Source organism: Mammaliicoccus sciuri, from assembly GCF_025561425.1.
Classification (GTDB): domain Bacteria; phylum Bacillota; class Bacilli; order Staphylococcales; family Staphylococcaceae; genus Mammaliicoccus; species Mammaliicoccus sciuri_A.
In genome coordinates this window covers 1,211,177-1,228,299 of record NZ_CP094824.1, presented here as the reverse complement: position 1 = coordinate 1,228,299, position 17,123 = coordinate 1,211,177, and the positions used below count along the sequence as shown (strand labels likewise).

At 32.5% G+C, this 17,123-nt stretch carries 15 protein-coding genes; all 15 read right to left on the bottom strand.

The window, feature by feature from the left end; translation table 11 throughout:
• Nucleotide 1: 1 nt before the first annotated feature.
• Nucleotides 2-538 (bottom strand): transposase, encoded by a 537-nt coding sequence (locus tag MUA60_RS06395; RefSeq protein ID WP_262650292.1) that lies wholly within the window; start codon nt 536-538, stop codon nt 2-4.
• A 159-nt stretch (nt 539-697) separates the two neighbouring features.
• Nucleotides 698-991, bottom strand: a complete 294-nt coding sequence (locus MUA60_RS06390) for an ABC transporter permease (protein WP_262650291.1) — start codon at nt 989-991, stop codon at nt 698-700.
• Nucleotides 969-1,715: an ATP-binding cassette domain-containing protein gene (locus tag MUA60_RS06385; protein ID WP_262650290.1), complete on the bottom strand. Its 747-nt coding sequence runs from the start codon at nt 1,713-1,715 to the stop codon at nt 969-971. The genes MUA60_RS06390 and MUA60_RS06385 overlap by 23 nt, the downstream gene beginning before the upstream one ends.
• Before the next feature lie 139 nt (nt 1,716-1,854).
• Nucleotides 1,855-2,346 (bottom strand): methylated-DNA--[protein]-cysteine S-methyltransferase, encoded by a 492-nt coding sequence (locus MUA60_RS06380; RefSeq protein WP_262650289.1) that lies wholly within the window; start codon nt 2,344-2,346, stop codon nt 1,855-1,857.
• 114 nt (nt 2,347-2,460) lie between these two features.
• The gene (gene infB / locus MUA60_RS06375; protein WP_262650288.1) at nt 2,461-4,560 is read right to left on the bottom strand and encodes a translation initiation factor IF-2; all 2,100 of its coding nucleotides are present in this window, start codon (nt 4,558-4,560) and stop codon (nt 2,461-2,463) included.
• Between the two features lie 4 nt (nt 4,561-4,564).
• Complete coding sequence (locus tag MUA60_RS06370; RefSeq protein WP_262650286.1) at nt 4,565-4,891, bottom strand: ribosomal L7Ae/L30e/S12e/Gadd45 family protein; 327 nt, start codon at nt 4,889-4,891, stop codon at nt 4,565-4,567.
• Nucleotides 4,888-5,172 carry an RNase P modulator RnpM gene (gene rnpM / locus MUA60_RS06365; RefSeq protein WP_025905335.1) on the bottom strand — a complete coding sequence of 95 codons (285 nt, stop codon included), beginning with the start codon at nt 5,170-5,172 and terminating at the stop codon, nt 4,888-4,890. Before rnpM ends, MUA60_RS06370 begins: the two co-directional genes overlap by 4 nt.
• Nucleotides 5,173-5,189: 17 nt before the next feature.
• The gene (gene nusA / locus MUA60_RS06360) at nt 5,190-6,257 is read right to left on the bottom strand and encodes a transcription termination factor NusA (RefSeq protein ID WP_037587793.1); all 1,068 of its coding nucleotides are present in this window, start codon (nt 6,255-6,257) and stop codon (nt 5,190-5,192) included.
• A gap of 18 nt (nt 6,258-6,275) precedes the next feature.
• On the bottom strand, nt 6,276-6,743 hold the full coding sequence (rimP, locus tag MUA60_RS06355; protein ID WP_262650285.1) for a ribosome maturation factor RimP: 468 nt from the start codon (nt 6,741-6,743) through the stop codon (nt 6,276-6,278).
• A 121-nt stretch (nt 6,744-6,864) separates the two neighbouring features.
• Nucleotides 6,865-11,184, bottom strand: coding sequence for a PolC-type DNA polymerase III (locus MUA60_RS06350; RefSeq protein WP_394812736.1), 4,320 nt, complete (start codon nt 11,182-11,184; stop codon nt 6,865-6,867).
• 97 nt (nt 11,185-11,281) lie between these two features.
• The gene (locus tag MUA60_RS06345; protein ID WP_262650283.1) at nt 11,282-12,985 is read right to left on the bottom strand and encodes a proline--tRNA ligase; all 1,704 of its coding nucleotides are present in this window, start codon (nt 12,983-12,985) and stop codon (nt 11,282-11,284) included.
• A 17-nt stretch (nt 12,986-13,002) separates the two neighbouring features.
• Entirely contained in the window at nt 13,003-14,289 is a 1,287-nt protein-coding gene (gene rseP, locus MUA60_RS06340; RefSeq protein WP_262650282.1) for an RIP metalloprotease RseP, read from the bottom strand.
• A 2-nt stretch (nt 14,290-14,291) separates the two neighbouring features.
• Nucleotides 14,292-15,422, bottom strand: coding sequence for a 1-deoxy-D-xylulose-5-phosphate reductoisomerase (dxr, locus tag MUA60_RS06335; protein ID WP_262650281.1), 1,131 nt, complete (start codon nt 15,420-15,422; stop codon nt 14,292-14,294).
• Nucleotides 15,423-15,437: 15 nt separating this feature from the next.
• Nucleotides 15,438-16,220, bottom strand: a complete 783-nt coding sequence (locus MUA60_RS06330; protein ID WP_262650280.1) for a phosphatidate cytidylyltransferase — start codon at nt 16,218-16,220, stop codon at nt 15,438-15,440.
• A gap of 11 nt (nt 16,221-16,231) precedes the next feature.
• Entirely contained in the window at nt 16,232-16,984 is a 753-nt protein-coding gene (locus tag MUA60_RS06325; protein WP_262650279.1) for an undecaprenyl pyrophosphate synthase, read from the bottom strand.
• Between the last annotated feature and the right edge of the window lie 139 nt (nt 16,985-17,123).

Below are 17,123 nucleotides of genomic sequence, written 5' to 3'. Positions count from 1 at the left end.
ACTATTTCTGATTTTTGCTTCCGTAAATGTCGGTCAAGACTTGTAACTTTTTTTGATAAGCTATACCTGCCTTTAACGTCTCATTTTCATTTCTAAGTCTTTCAAGTTCTTCACGTTCATTTTCATTTAAAGGTAAATTTTTATTATCTGATTTAGATCGTTTTTTAGTCATAGTGTGAGATCGTCCCTTTTGTTTATTATCTATATCAAGACGACACTTTTCATCAAATTGATGTTGCCAATTGGCAATGATAATAGGATTAATAATTCTAAAGTGATTCGCAGTATCTTGATAAGACAACATATTTTCTTGTCTAAATTTTAAAACAGATAATTTAAATTCGCTAGTATAAACAGTATTTCTACTTTTTATTTCTAAACCTTCTTCTCCAAACTCTTTATATTGATTGACCCAAATCCGAAGGACAGACCAACTTGAAATACCATATTTTAAAGCAATTGTTCTATAACTTTGATGTCCTTCTAAATATTCTTTTACAAGTTTTAGTTTGAATTTAAATTCATATTTTTTCCTCATTAGAATGCACCCCAATATTTTGATTTGTTTAGTTCAAATATTTGGGTTCACATCACTTTGGTTACCTGTTGAGTATTAATTGATTAAAACCAATCAATCCTCAACAGGTTCGAATACGGTTAACCCTTGTGTACACCTCAGTCATTATAGGTGGCTAACTTAAACTTGAAATCCTCGATCATTTATTGGTAAAATTTGATCTCTTTTTGAAGAAAAAGTAGTTCTCTTTTCAATAATTGTCATAGTTAAACCCATTAATCCAATATTTCCTACTAAAAATACAATATTAAAAAGAACTGACATATCATATCCAGAAAGAACTTTGTTATAATCATATTTGCCATACGCATCGCCATATATAAAGACAAGAACAATAGGTAAAACAATACTAAAAAATAATGCAAAAGGTTCCCTTATATATGATAATAATTCATTTTTTAATAGTGTCTTCATATAGAGAACCTCCTTTTGATAATTCTAAATATAATTCTTGTAAATCTTTAAATTTTATTTTACCATCTGAATTATTTTCCATTATCTTATAACTATTTCCTAAATCTATAAATTCACCTTTATTTAAAAAGATAAAGTTATATGAATATTTTTGGCATTCTAATATATTATGTTCACTAAATAGAACAGTAGCATTTGTTTTATTCACATACTCACTTATAAAGTTTCTTATTTCATATCTTAATTTTGTGTCAATACCTGTAAACGGTTCATCTAATATCACATATTCAGGATTATTAATAAAAGCGAGTGACATCAATACTCTTCTTCGCTCTCCACCACTTAATGAATTACCGAATTTATTATAAATAGGTTTTATATTAAAAACATCAATTATCTTATTCTTCCATTCCTTTTTCACTTTATATAAATCAGAATATGCATCAATCTCTTCTTTACCTTTTAATCTAGGCTTTAAAGTATTTTCTTGAAATACGACACCAATCTTCTTTAACAATTCTAAATCTATAGTTTCCTTATTATCAAATAAAATTTTTCCTGATTGTATTGATTTCATGCGTAAAATTAACTCAATAAATGTTGTTTTCCCCGCTCCATTTTCACCAACTAAACAATAAATATTACCTGGTTTAAATTTAATATTTACATTACTAAATACATCATTATTTTTATAAGAATGTCCCAAATCTATTACTTCAATCATAGTTATATACACCTCAATGTTGATAGAATCTATGGTGGTTAATATATATCTACAAAACCTCATTATATACTTCAATATTTTAATATTTTTTAACATATTTGTAACTATTTATTAGTTTATTTGAAATTCATATCATCTCTTAAGAATGTCCTGATTCTAACTCTAATAATGATTGCTTCATTTCAAGTCCGCCTCTATAGCCTCTTAGTTGTCCGTCTTTGCCTATAACACGATGGCAAGGTATCACAATGTTTATTGGATTTTTACCGACTGCTGATGCAACGGCTCTTACAGCATTTGGTTTATTAATTTTATTGGCTAAATCTGAATAAGTAATTGTTTCTCCATATGGTATTTTAGTCAACGCTTGCCACACGGTTTCGTTAAAAGGTGTGAAATTTATATCTATTTTTAAGTCAAAAGTTTTTCTTGTTCCATTAAAATATTCATTCAACTGATCGATATAAGGTTTTACTTTGTCTTGATTTTCTTTAATTTCTATATTTGAAATAAACTGATGTATTTCATTTTCTTTATCAAAAGAGCCTACAAATACGAGACCTTTATCACTAGCATAAATATCGAGTTGTTTATTAAGATGCTTAAGAATACCATGATAAATTATTTTCATCGTTTTCCTCCTTTCGTGAAAACCCCAAAATTATATGCTATATCAAAAAAGACTGAGACAATAAATAAATAAATAATGTCCCAGTCTCTTAAGATTTATATTAAACTATTCACTTTATTTTCTTTCAATTTCAACCATTTTGAAAGCTTCGAAGATGTCGCCTTCTTTAATGTCGTTGAATTTTTCAATTGTGATACCACATTCATATCCAGCTGCTACTTCTTTAGCGTCATCTTTGAAACGTTTAAGTGTATCTAATTCACCTTCAAAGATAACAATGCCGTCACGAATAATACGTACACTTGCATCTCTTGTAATCTTACCGTCTGTTACGTAACTACCAGCGATTGTACCAACTTTAGATACTTTAAATGTTTGACGTACTTCAGCTTGACCAATAACTTGTTCTTGAAATTCAGGGTCTAAAAGACCTTTCATAGCTGATTCGATTTCTTCGATTACTTTATAAATAATACGGTGTAATCTCATATCAACATTTTCTTCTTCTGCAGCACGTTTAGCACCTGCATCTGGTCTTACATTAAATCCGATAATAATACCGTTTGATGCTGCTGCTAATGTAACGTCTGATGCATTAATCGCACCAACTGCTGTATGAATAATACGTACATTAACACCTTCAACATCTATTTTCATTAATGATGCTGCTAAAGCTTCTACAGAACCTTGCACATCACCTTTAATGATGATATTTAAATCTTTCATTTCACCTTGTTTCATTTGTTCGAACAAGTTATCTAATGAAACACTCTTACTATCTTGACGTTGTTTTAAGATATTTTCTTGTTGACGTTTTTCACCGATTTGACGCGCTTGTTTTTCATTTTTGAATACTACAAAGCGATCACCAGCTTGTGGTACATCATGTAAACCAATAATTTCAACAGGTGTTGATGGTCCAGCTGTTTTGATTCTTTTACCTAAATCGTTAACCATCGCACGTACTCTACCGTATGTGTTACCCACTACTAATGAGTCACCTACTTCTAAAGTACCATTTTGTACTAATAGAGAAGCTGCAGGTCCACGTGATTTATCAAGCTCAGCTTCGATTACAGTACCTACTGCAGCACGGTCAGGATTAGCTTTTAATTCTTCAACTTCAGAAACTAAACCAATCATTTCTAATAAATCATCGATTCCGTCTCCTTGGATTGCTGAAAGTTGAACGAAGATTGTATCTCCACCCCAGTCTTCAGGATAAAGACCATATTCACCTAATTCTTGCATAACGCGATCAGGATTAGCTGTTGGTTTATCAACTTTGTTTACCGCAACAATAATTGGTACTTCTGCTGCTTTAGCATGGTTAATTGCTTCAATTGTTTGAGGCATAACACCATCATCAGCTGCAACTACTAAAATTGTGATATCTGTTACTTGAGCACCACGCGCTCTCATTGTTGTGAAAGCAGCATGTCCTGGTGTATCAAGGAATGTAATTTTCTTGTTATTGTTAACAATTTGGTATGCACCAATATGTTGTGTAATACCACCCGCTTCACCAGCTGTAACACGTGTATTACGGATTGAATCTAGAAGTGTTGTTTTACCATGGTCAACGTGTCCCATGATTGTAACAACTGCAGGTCTTTCAATTAAGTCTGCATCATTTTCATCAACTTCAAAGTAATTTTCTAAGTCAGTAGCATCTACATGTACTTCTAACTCAGCTTCAATATCATAATCTGCACAAATTAATTCAACAGTTTCAGTATCTAATGCTTGGTTAATATTAGCTACGACACCAAGTAAGAATAACTTCTTGATAATTTCAGAAGCATCTTTGTTGATTTTATCAGCTAATTCACCAACTGTAATACCTTCTTCATACGTAATTAAAGATGGTGTTTCTTTAACTTCCGGTTTAGGTTGTTGCTGTTGTTGATTATGTTGTTTTTTGTTATTTTGCTTTTTATTCTTTTGATTCTTTTGTTGATGATTAGGTTTATTGTTTTGTTTGTTATTCTGTTTGTTGTTATTTGATTTATTTGTATTTGCGTGAGTAGTTGATTGGTCTTTTTTAGTAGAATCCTGCTTTTTAAATGCTTTATCTAAAATTTTAATGTCATTCTCCTCTAATGCTTGCATGTGATTTGATACTTCTATGTTATTCTTTTTTAATTCATCTATGATTGCTTTACTCTTTACATCGATTTCTTTTGCATACTCATATATTCTCTTTTTACTCATATACTCACTCCTCATGAAAATCATGAATCATCGTTTTTAGCTTTTTGCTAAATCCAATGTCAGTTATGCCCAACACCACTCTGCTTTCTTTTCCAATTGCGTAGCCTAATTCATAGCGTGTAGCAAAAGTTAAAAGTGTTACATGATAAGTTGCACATTTATTTTTTATTGTTTTTGTAACATTTGCTGCAGCATCTTCTGAAAGTATGACAAGTTTAACATTGCCTTTTCTTAACTCACTTATGACAATTTCTTCGCCAGTCTTAATCTTTCTAGCTCTTGTTGCCAGACCAAGAAAATTTAAAATTTGATCTTTCTTTTCTATACTCATTTAGGTATACGCTCACGGTAAATTAAACGAATGATTTCTTTATAGACAGGTTCAAGTGTTTCTTTATTACTGTCAAAATAACGTTCTAACTTGCCTTGTTTCTGTGCATTTTCGATAACTTCTAGATCTTTAGAAACATATGCACCGCGACCTGGTGCTTTACCTGTCGCATCTGCTGTTATTTCGCCTTCTTTATTTTTAACGACACGAATCATATCATTTTTAGGTTTCATTTCATTTGAAAGTATACATTTACGCATTGGTATCTTTTTCTTTTTCATGATAAAAGCACCTCACTTTATGATTCTTCAGTTGAAATAATGCCTGCTTCTCTTGCATCAGTTTCTGATTTAATATCAATCTTCCAACCTGTTAATTTTGCAGCAAGTCGTGCATTTTGTCCACGTTTACCGATTGCTAATGATAATTGGTAATCTGGTACGACAACTGTAGTCGATTGATTTTCTTCGTCTACAATAACTTCTACAACTTGTGAAGGGCTTAAAGCATTTCTTACGAATACTTTTGGATCTTCGTCCCACTCAACGATGTCGATTTTTTCGCCACCTAATTCATTAACGACTGCTTCAACACGAACACCTTTAGCACCAACACATGCACCTACAGCATCGATATCGCCATTTTCTGAAGTGACACTAATTTTAGAACGGTCTCCAGCTTCACGTGCTACAGATTTAACAATAACAGTACCGTCATAAATTTCAGGAACTTCTTGCTCGAACAAACGCTTTAATAAACCAGGATGTGTACGTGATACAAAGATTTGAGGACCTTTAGTCGTTTGTTCAACTTTATTCACATATACTTTAATACGTTCATTTGGTAAATATTGCTCATTTGGACTTCTTTCAGCTTCAGAAAGTACAGCTTCAGTACGGCCTAAATTAACATATACATAACGATGATCGACTCTATCGATAACACCTGTTACAATGTCATCTTCTTTATCGATAAACTCATCATAAAGAATGCCTCTTTCAGCATCTCTTAAACGTTGCATAACTGCTTGTTTAGCTGCTTGAGCACCAACACGACCGAAGTCTTTAGGTGTAACGTCTTCTTCAAAGACATCTCCAATTTCGTATGCTGGGTTTGTAACTAATGCTGTATCTAATGCTACTTGATCTCTATAATCTTCAACATCTTCTACAACGTCTTTTCTTGAAATAACTCTATAAGTACCTTCATCAAGATTCAATTCGATTCTAACATTTTTGGCACTGTCATAGTTCTTTTTGTAAGCTGTGATTAAAGCCGCTTCTATTGCATCAATAAGTACCTCACGAGGTATTCTTTTTTCCTTTTCAAGGTATTCAATTGCAAGTAATAATTCATTACCTTTCACAATGTATCCTCCTTTATATTATAACATTACTGATCGACGTGCTTTAGCGATTTTCTTGCGTGGCAACGTGACATTCTTAGTTCTTGTTTTAATTTTCACTTCTAGCGTTATAGATGTTTCAGTAACTTCTTTTAAAACACCTAACCATTCTTTATCTCCTTCAACAGGTTCGTATAACGAGATAAATACAGGTTGTTCAATTGCATTTTGATAGTCTTTTTCTTTTTTCAATGGGCGTTCTGCACCAGGTGAAGATACATCCATGAAATAAGGTTCTTTAATAGGATCTTCTTTGTCCATAACTTCACTAATCTTTTCAGAGGCAATTGTGCAGTCGTTCAAATCAACGCCACCTTCTTTATCAATTGCAATACGTAGATAATAGTCTGATCCCTCTTTGACATATTCGACATCTACAAGTTCATAATTTAAATCTTCAAGTATTGGTTGAATAATTTCCTCAACGTGTGCTGCAACTTTACTCATAATGACCTCCCTCTTAATACAAACAGAAAAGAGCGGGAAATGTCCCACTCTTTAAACGTCAGAGTATTATTTTAAGCAATAACAGTATATCACATAATGGCGCTATGCTCAAGAACATGCATTATAAATCAAATATTGAAAGCTGAGCTTTATCAGGCATATTTGGTAATGATCCAAGTTCATCGAGATATTCGATGATTTTTTGAGACACACCTGCTTTTTTATTAAGGTCTTCTTTAGCTAAGAATGGACCTTCTTCTCTTGCTTCAACGATACGTTTCGCAACGTTTTCACCTAGTCCAGGAACTGCGATAAATGGTGGAATAAGTGAATCACCTTCAATTTTGAATTCAAACGAATCACTTTTCTCTAAGCTTACTGGCTGGATTTTGTAACCTCTATGTGCCATTTCATTTGTAATTTCTAAAACTGTTAATACATCTTTTTCTTTTTTAGCTAATTCATGGAATCGGCTATAATATTCTTTCACCGTTGCTTTAATAGACTCTTTATCTTTTGTCATTGTTTTTAAATCAAAGTCTGTCGCACGTACTGTAAAGTAACTTGCATAATAGAACAACGGATGATGAACTTTGAAGTATGCAATTCTTAATGCCATTAAAACGTATGCAGCAGCATGGGCTTTAGGGAACATGTATTTAATTTTTTTACATGAATCTAAATACCAATCTGGTACATTATTTTCTTTCATGGCTTCTTCAAATTCATCTGTTAAGCCTTTACCTTTACGAACTGCTTCCATAATTTTAAAGGCAAGTGATGGTTCTAAGCCGTTATACATTAAGTAAACCATAATATCATCACGACAACCGATAACACTTGATAAATCACATGTACCTGACTTGATTAACTCTTGTGCGTTTCCTAACCAAACGTCTGTACCGTGTGATAACCCAGATATTTGAACGAGTTCTGAAAAAGTAGTTGGTTTCGTATCTTCAAGCATTTGTCTAACGAATCCTGTACCAAATTCAGGTACACCAAATGTTCCAGTCTTACAAAGAATATCTTCTTCTGTTACACCTAATGATTCAGGTGTACTAAAGATTTTCATTGTTTCTTTATCATCTACTGGAATTGTCTTAGGGTCAATGCCTGATAAATCTTGTAACATTCTAATCATCGTTGGATCATCGTGTCCTAATATATCCAGTTTCAAAATATTATCATGAATAGAATGGAAATCGAAATGCGTTGTTTTCCATGGTGATTTTTGATCGTCGGCAGGGTATTGGATTGGTGTAAAATCATAAATATCCATATAATCTGGTACAACAATGATACCCCCTGGATGTTGCCCAGTCGTTCTTTTAACACCGGTACAACCTTTAACAAGTCTATCAACTTCAGCTGCTCTTTTATGAATACCTTGATCATTTAAATATCCTTTAACATAACCAAAAGCTGTTTTTTCAGCTACCGTACCGATTGTACCTGCTCTGAACACTTTATCTTCACCAAACAGTACTTTCGTATAATTATGGGCTACAGGTTGATATTCACCACTAAAGTTCAAGTCAATATCCGGTACTTTATCTCCTTTGAAACCTAAGAATGTTTCAAACGGTATATCTTGTCCTTCTTTAATCATATCAACATGACATTTTTCACATTGTTTATCCGGTAAGTCGAAACCTGATCCGACTGAACCATCATCAAAGAAATGACTTTCTTTACAAGATGGGCAAATATAATGTGGCGGCAACGGATTCACTTCAGTTATTTCAGTCATTGTCGCAACAAAACTAGATCCTACAGAACCACGCGAACCAACTAAATAACCATCATTCAAGGATTTTTTAACTAACCTTTGCGAGATTAAATAAATAACCGCAAAACCATTTCCGATAATACTTTCTAATTCTTTTTCAAGTCTATCAATAACAATTTGTGGTAAGTCTTCACCATATAATTTTCTAGCATTCTCATAACTCATTTCACGAATTTCTTCGTTCGCACCTTCCATATTAGGTGTATATAATTCATCCCTAATCGGTATTACTGTTTCGAGTCTATCTGCTAGTTCGTTCGTATTTTTAACTACAATTTCATATGCTTTTTCTTCACCTAAGAAGTGGAATTCGTCTAACATTTCATCTGTTGTTCTAAAGTGTGCTTCAGGTAATGTTTGTCTATTCAATGGATTACCTGGTTGAGAAGCGATTAATATTTTTCGTGCTACTGCATCATGCTCATATAAATAATGAGCATTTCCTGTTGCAATAACTGGAATATCAAGTTTCTCACCAACGCTTAATATACGACTATATATTTCTTCCATCGTTTCATTATCTTTAATCAATTCTCTATCAATTAAATCTTGATATAATCCTTTTGGTTGAACCTCTATATAGTCATAATATTTCGCAACTTTCTCAACTTCATCTTGGTCTTTTTGCATAACCGTTGTAAATACTTCACCTTCATCACATGCACTACCTACTAGAATACCTTCTCTGTATTTGTTTAATAACGAGCGTGGTATACGTGGTGTACGATAAAAGTAATCAACTAATGAGGCACTGACAATTTTGAATAAATTTTTCAGTCCTACTTGGTTTTGTACGATTAGCGTTACATGAGATGGTCTTGCACGTTTATATGCTTCATCATTTGATAGCTTCTCGTTTATTTGATTATGATTATGAACATTGAGTTCTTCTAACTGTTTTAACATCTTAATAAAGATATGTGCTGTTGTTTCCGCATCATAAATCGCTCTATGGTGTTGTGTAAGTTCTACACCATATTTTTTAGCTAAGAAATTCAATCCATGTTTACCGTATTCAGTATTCACTGTACGTGATAATTCAAGCGTATCGATAACACCATTTGTCGTAGCACCAAGTCCGATACGTTCAAATCCTGTATCTATAAAGCCCATATCAAATGATGCGTTATGCGCAATATAAATTGCGTCTCCAACCCATTCATGGAAATCTTTTAGAACTGTTTCAATATCAGGTTGTCCACGTAACATTTCATCTGTAATACCTGTTAAATTTTTAATTGTTTCTGATAGACGTTCTCCTGGATCAGAAAAACGTTCAAATGTGTCTATTACTTCGCCATCTTTAACCTTAACGGCAGCTAATTCTATAATTTGATCATATTGACTTGAAAGTCCTGTTGTTTCGACGTCAAATACAATATACGTTGCTGTCTTAAGCGGAATATCTTGTGACTTGTACGCAATCGGCACACCATCATCTACAAGCATACCTTCCATACCATAAATCATTTTAATACCACTTTTCATTGCCGCTGCATGCGCATCTGGATATCCTTGAACACCATTATGGTCTGTTATCGCGATTGCTTTGTGTCCCCATTTAGCAGCCTGTTCAACATACTTACCGATATGTGTTATGCCATCCATTTGACTCATAGATGTATGTAAGTGAAATTCAACTCTTTTTTCATCTGCTTTATCAAGTTTAGGAGATTTCTTAATTTCATGGATATCCGTCATCATCATCACTAAATCACGAATAAATTGGTCTTGTTCAATTCTACCTTGTGCTCTAACCCAAGTACCTACTTTTAAAGCTTTAAAATGTTCAAGGTCATCTTTACCTTTTCTCGTAAACATCTTAAGTATAAGTGAATCGGTGTAGTCCGTAATTTTTAATGTGACAATATGTCTACCACTTTTAAGTTCTTTCATTTCAATATCAAAAATAACACCTTCAAGTGCTACTTTGAACTCTTCTTCAATAATATCTTCTATTTTGCGAATAGAATCTACAGGAATATCTTTACCTATTTGACATCGTGATACAGCATTTTCATTATCACTAGATTCTGCTTTTTCTTTTTTCATACGTTCCATTTTTTCTGATGCAATTCGTGCAGCTTCTTCATCTTCTTGTTGGATGTGCGCTTCAAATGATTCAAGTTCTCTTCTTATTTGTTCTTCATTATCCATCGTTTCGAATATAACACGACTTATTTGAAAGCCACATTTCTGGAGCGCTTTTACTAATGAACCATTAACACGCTTATCGAAATAATCGCGTTCAATATCATTGTTCACTTGAACTTTCACGATATCATCAGCAAAGATAATAGGCTTTTGTTTAAGTTGATGTTTCACTTTATCACTTAATTCAGTACCATCAATACAATGTGGAATATATTTCAATATATGTTCATCTATTTGTTCTTTAGTTGTCACTTCAATTGTCCAATCAACTTGCGCAATACTACTAAAAGCACTTTTCAGTTGATTTGTAAAAACAAGATACATTTCACTTGATAAATAATATTGCAACTTAATGTAGAAATGCCACAATCTTTTTGATTGGGACACATCAATTCTTGTAAGTTCACCTTGTTCTACGATATCTTTATCAAGTTCATCTGTTATGTTCATTTGTGTGAGAAGCGTTTGGAATTTCTCTTGCCCTGTCATTGACACTTATACGACCACCTTCATCAAAATGAAAAAGAGGCTAATCATTAAATAGCCTCTTTAAATATCTTATATTATATCAGATTTAGTTGTTTTTATCAGTCTATTTTACTGCATCATAGAAAGTAGCAAGTACTTCATCTAATTCATCAATATGGACTTCTTTACTTTCTGAATTATCACGACGTTTTACTTCTACGATACCTTCTGAAGCTTTCTTACCAACCATAACACGTACTGGTAAACCTATTAAATCTGCATCATTAAATTTTACACCAGCACTTTCTTTACGATCATCATATAAGATATCATATTTATTTTGTAATTGTCCATAAAGTTGATCCGCTAGTGCTTGTTGCTCTTCTTTTTTAGGATTAATCGCAATTAAATGTACTTCATAAGGAGCGATGGCTTTTGGCCAAATAATCCCTTTATCATCATGATATTGTTCAATTGCTGCTGATAATGTTCTAGAGACACCAATACCGTAACAACCCATAATAAGAGGTTGTGCTTTACCTTGTTCATCTAAGAATGTCGCATTCATACTTTCAGAGTACTTCGTTCCAAGTTTGAAGACTTGACCAACTTCGATACCTTCAGCGAATTTAGCAGCACCTAAATCGCCTGGTAAAGCTTCTCCTTCAAGAATAAATCTGAAGTCTCCATATGCTTCAATCTTAAAGTCTCTATCTACGTTCGCATTAATAAAATGATAACCTGTTTCATTCGCACCAACAGCTAAATTATTAATATCTTGAACGAAATTGTCTGCATAAATTTTGATTTGGTCTACATTAACTGGTCCTAGACTACCTGGCTTAGCACCTAAAATATTCACGATTTCAGACTCAGTTGCCATTTCGATATTATCTGTTTTGAAATATGATTTTAACTTAACATCATTTACTTCATGATGACCTCTAATTAATATCATGACATACTCATCATCAACTTTAAGAATCATTGATTTAATGATTTTATCTAAAGTCACATTTAAAAAGTCTGCTAATGCTTGTGCTGTCGTAACGTTTGGTGTTTCAACTTTTTCTAAATCTTTTAATGGTGTATGTTCATGATTAGGTGTATAAGCTACTTCAGCTTTTTCAATATTTGCAGCATAGTCACTTGTTTCACTATAAACAATTGTGTCTTCACCAATATCAGCTAATGCCATAAACTCATGCGTATGATCTCCACCGATAGCACCAGAGTCAGCAAGTACTGGTCTAAAGTTTAATCCTACTCTTGTAAAGATATTATGATAAGCACGATACATATCTTGGTAAGTATCATCTAATGAATCTTCATTAGCATGGAAAGAATAAGCATCTTTCATTATAAATTCACGGCCACGTAATAATCCAAATCTTGGACGTTGTTCGTCTCTAAATTTTGTTTGAATTTGGAATAAAGTGATTGGTAAACGTTTATAAGATTTCAATTCATCTCTTACAAGAGAAGTCACAACTTCTTCATGTGTAGGTCCTAAACTAAATTCACGTTTATTACGATCGTGCAATCTCATTAACTCAGGACCGTATGCATCCCATCTACCTGATTCTTTCCACAGTTCAGCTTGTTGTAAAACAGGCATAAGTACTTCTACGCCATCAATTTTTTCCATTTCTTCACGTACAATTTGCTCAATTTTGTTGAGTACACGCTTAGCAGTTGGTAAATAACTATATATACCTCTTGCATTTTGTTTAATCATACCTGACTTTAATAAAAGTTTATGACTAATTGCTTCCGCTTCTGCAGGAACTTCTCTTAATGTTGGTATAAATATTTTCGACTGTTTCATAAGTTTCCTCCTATAAGCTACATGAAGTACCTTTGAATATCATTCCATGTAACCATAATCATTACAAATATTAAAAATACAGCACCAATTGAAAGCATAACCATTTCTGCTTTTTTATTAATCGGTCTTCTGAAAATCATTTCATAAATAACAAATAATAATCTTCCGCCATCTAAAGCTGGAATAGGTAATAAATTCATAATACCTAAGTTAACACTTAATAACGCTGTGTAACCCATTAATGTAATAAATCCTTGCTTCACAATAGAATCTACATTGCTATATATACCAACAGGTCCATTTAACATATCAAAGGAGAATCCACCCGTGAATATGCTCGTAATCAAGCCAAGAACTGCTTGGAATATTAATTGACCTGCCACTATTGTTTTTTCAATACCCGCAATTAATGGACCAAACACAGTGTGTTCTGTCGGTTGTGCAACACCGATAATGTATCGTGTTTCATATTTACCTTTACTAACTTCTAGTTTATCTTTTTTAGCTGCTACTTTGAAAGTCTTTTCTTGACCATCACGATCAACTTTGATTTCTACAGGCTCAGTTTTCTTCTCTTTAAAAATAGGTTGTAAATCTGTGAACTTTTGAATTTTTTGTCCATCTACTGATAAAATTTCGTCACCTTTTTTAATACCTGCAGTTTGTGCAGGAGCACCGTCTTCTAAATCTCCAAATACTGGTTCATTCGTTGGTACACCATTCCAATAAGCAAGCCCAATAAAAATAACAAAAGCAAGAATAAAATTAAATAACGGACCTGCAAATAAAGTTAAGAATCTTTGATAAGGCTTTTTAGACATTAATTGTCTATCTTTAGGTGCAATTTGTATTAAATCTCCACCTTGAACAAAGTAAGATTCTCTCGCTATTTTAAAATGATGTCTTTCTTCATCACTTGCTGTAATACCTTCAATGAAAATATCATTTTCAAAATCACTATCTTTAATTTCGATATGTTCAATTTGTTGGAATTTATGTTGATCATCCATAATAACATGTGTTATTTCGTTTTGATCGTTTAATTTAATTGCGATATGCATACCTGGTGTTAATGGATTTTGTTCTAATCCATCTCCAGCCATTCTGACATAACCACCTACTGGAAGTAGTCTAATTGTATAAAGTGTTTCATTTTTCTTATATGAATAAATTTTAGGTCCCATACCTATGGCAAACTCTGGGCACATGATACCTGCACGTTTCGCAAAGAACATATGTCCATATTCATGTACTGTCACTAATAGTCCAAATACAAAAATAAATGCTAATATTGTATAAATCACGCCTACACCCCGTAATCCTTAGATTTATATGTAGCATCAATTTTTAGAATCGTTTCTAAATCTGGATGCTCAATAACTTCATGATTTTTCATTGCTTCCCCAATCATGTCTTCAATTTCCAAAAATGTTATTTCATTGTTCAAGAACTTATTTACAGCTACTTCATTTACAGCATTTAAAACAACGGGCATTGTACCACCTATTTTAATTGCTTCATAAGCATACTGTATACATTTAAAGCGATCGAAATCCATTTCTTTAAAATTTAACTGACCGATTTGAGCTAAATTTAATTTTTCTGCATCTCTTGTATATCTTTCTGGATATGTAAATGCATATTGAATGGGTGTTCTCATATCTGGTGTACCCAATTGTGCAATCAGACTCGTATCCTTAAATTCAACCATAGAATGAATAATACTTTCTTTATGCAAGACTGTTTCAATTTGGTCAATATCTAAATCAAATAACCATTTTGCTTCAATGACTTCTAAACCTTTATTCACCATTGTTGCAGAATCTATCGTAATCTTTTGCCCCATAGACCAGTTAGGATGGTTAAGTGCTTCATCACGTGTTACAGATTTGAGTTCTGCACGTGTTAAATCACGAAATGATCCACCACTCGCAGTTATGATTAATTTATTAACTTGCTCTTTCTTCTCACCATTTAAACATTGAAATATTGCTGAGTGTTCTGAATCTACAGGTAGAATGTTAACATTATGTTCTCTAGCTTTTGACATCACAAGTTCACCAGCTGCAACTAAAGTTTCTTTATTCGCTAGTCCTATATCTATACCAGCTTCTATAGCTGCGATAGTAGGTCTTAAACCTATACTACCGACAATTGAATTTAATAAAATATCGGTATTATGGTATGTTGCAACTGCTAATAAACCTGCGTCCCCATGTACAATTTCAATATTTAAATGTTTAAGTTTATCTATATCTTCTTCATTTTGAACAGATATGAGTTCTGGATGAAATTCTTCAATTATATTCTGTGCATAAGCAATGTTTTTACCGACTGAAAATGCAACTAAATTAAATTGTGATGCATGTTCTCTTATAACATCTAATGCTTGCTGTCCAACAGAACCACTAGCTCCTAAAATAGCTATATTTTTCAAAGACTTCACCCCAATTTACAATTGAAATAGGAATAGATTTAACAGTGGTAATACAAAGATAAAGCTATCAAATCTATCTAATATACCACCATGTCCTGGCATAATATTCCCTGAATCTTTCACACCGAAATGTCTTTTAAGCCCTGATTCTACTAAGTCACCTAATTGTCCAAACATACTTAATAACATCGTTAATGGAATTAATAACCATAATGATACATCCATATCAAAATATTGTCCAAAAATAACTGCAACGATTAAACTTGAGAAAATACCTCCAATAAATCCTTCAATCGTTTTGTTCGGACTAATTAATGGCCAAAGTTTATGTTTACCAAATAATCTACCAAATATATATGCACCTGTATCAGTTAACCACACTAATAATAATGCGAATAAGATAAATTGTAAGCCATGTTCTCTTGTCTCATAGAAATACATAAAGCCTATTCCAATATATGTAACGGACATGACACAGAAAGAGGCATCCATAAAATTAAATCTATTTTTAGACATCACTGTATAACTCAACATTAAGAAACTCATTACGATTAGAAGTTTAAGTTGAACACTAATATCGTTATTAATGAGTTCTTGAGGCAATAATATTATACATAGTGAAACGACGGACAAAAAACCTGGTATAGAAATAATTGATAAATTATTCATATTTAAAATTTCTTTTAAAGCAATAATCGCTAATAAATATGCTAATACTATTACGGGTAATCCACCATATATAACAACTGGAAGAAATACAGCCATAGCAACAATTGCCGATATTGTTCTTGTCTTCATTTTTATCTCCTTTACAGCCCACCAAATCTTCGTTGTCTCGACTGATAAATTTTCAAACAGTCTATAAGTGATTGTTCATCAAAATCTGGCCATAATGTCTTAGTAAATATAAATTCACTATAAGATGATTGCCATATTAAAAAATTACTTAATCTTTCTTCACCTGATGTACGAATGAGCAACTCTGGATCTGGAATATCTGAAGTGAATAAATATTTCTTAATATTATCTTCACATAAATCATGAATTGTTAAATTGCCTTCTTCAACTTCATGGTAAAGTTCTTTAACAGCGTTAAGAATTTCTGCTCTACCACCATAGTTCAATGCAAATACAAGATTTAGCCCTGTATTATGTTTCGTTTTTTCGATAGCTTCTTCAATTGCATTTTTAGTATGCTTTGGTAAAGCTTCGGTAAAACCAATCGTTGTGACTTTAACATTTTTTTCGATCAATTCTGGTAGAAAAGTTTTTAAAAAATCAACCGGTAATTTCATTAAATATTTCACTTCATCTTCTGGTCTCGACCAATTTTCCGTAGAAAAAGCATATAAAGTCAAATATTTCACACCTAAATCACTTGCTTTACGTGTTATTTTCTTAACCGTTTGCATACCTTCATAATGTCCTTTTATGCGAGGCATTTTTCTATTTTTAGCCCATCTACCATTTCCGTCCATAATAATTGCTATATGTTCAGGTATCGATAATTCTTTGTCTTGATTATTTATTTGTTGTTTTTGCTTTATAAACTTTTTTATCATAGCGTCCTCCATCAAACAAACGCGAATTTATATGTAAAATTAATTAAACATATCATAATACATTTTATCACAAAAAGAGTGATTCTGTTATATATAAAGAAAAAACCGTACCAAAGTCTGATTTGGTACAGCTCTTATC

What these genes read in the sequence shown, in the direction of transcription:
- MUA60_RS06380 (WP_262650289.1), bottom strand. Translation starts at nt 2,346, where the DNA reads ATGAAAATAATTTATCATGGTATTCTTAAGCATCTTAATAAACAACTC.
- MUA60_RS06345 (WP_262650283.1), bottom strand. Translation starts at nt 12,985, where the DNA reads ATGAAACAGTCGAAAATATTTATACCAACATTAAGAGAAGTTCCTGCA.
- MUA60_RS06330 (WP_262650280.1), bottom strand. Translation starts at nt 16,220, where the DNA reads ATGAAGACAAGAACAATATCGGCAATTGTTGCTATGGCTGTATTTCTT.
- MUA60_RS06385 (WP_262650290.1), bottom strand. Translation starts at nt 1,715, where the DNA reads ATGATTGAAGTAATAGATTTGGGACATTCTTATAAAAATAATGATGTA.
- MUA60_RS06370 (WP_262650286.1), bottom strand. Translation starts at nt 4,891, where the DNA reads ATGAGTATAGAAAAGAAAGATCAAATTTTAAATTTTCTTGGTCTGGCA.
- infB (WP_262650288.1), bottom strand. Translation starts at nt 4,560, where the DNA reads ATGAGTAAAAAGAGAATATATGAGTATGCAAAAGAAATCGATGTAAAG.
- MUA60_RS06395 (WP_262650292.1), bottom strand. Translation starts at nt 538, where the DNA reads ATGAGGAAAAAATATGAATTTAAATTCAAACTAAAACTTGTAAAAGAA.
- MUA60_RS06390 (WP_262650291.1), bottom strand. Translation starts at nt 991, where the DNA reads ATGAAGACACTATTAAAAAATGAATTATTATCATATATAAGGGAACCT.
- rimP (WP_262650285.1), bottom strand. Translation starts at nt 6,743, where the DNA reads ATGAGTAAAGTTGCAGCACACGTTGAGGAAATTATTCAACCAATACTT.
- MUA60_RS06325 (WP_262650279.1), bottom strand. Translation starts at nt 16,984, where the DNA reads ATGATAAAAAAGTTTATAAAGCAAAAACAACAAATAAATAATCAAGAC.
- rnpM (WP_025905335.1), bottom strand. Translation starts at nt 5,172, where the DNA reads ATGAAAAAGAAAAAGATACCAATGCGTAAATGTATACTTTCAAATGAA.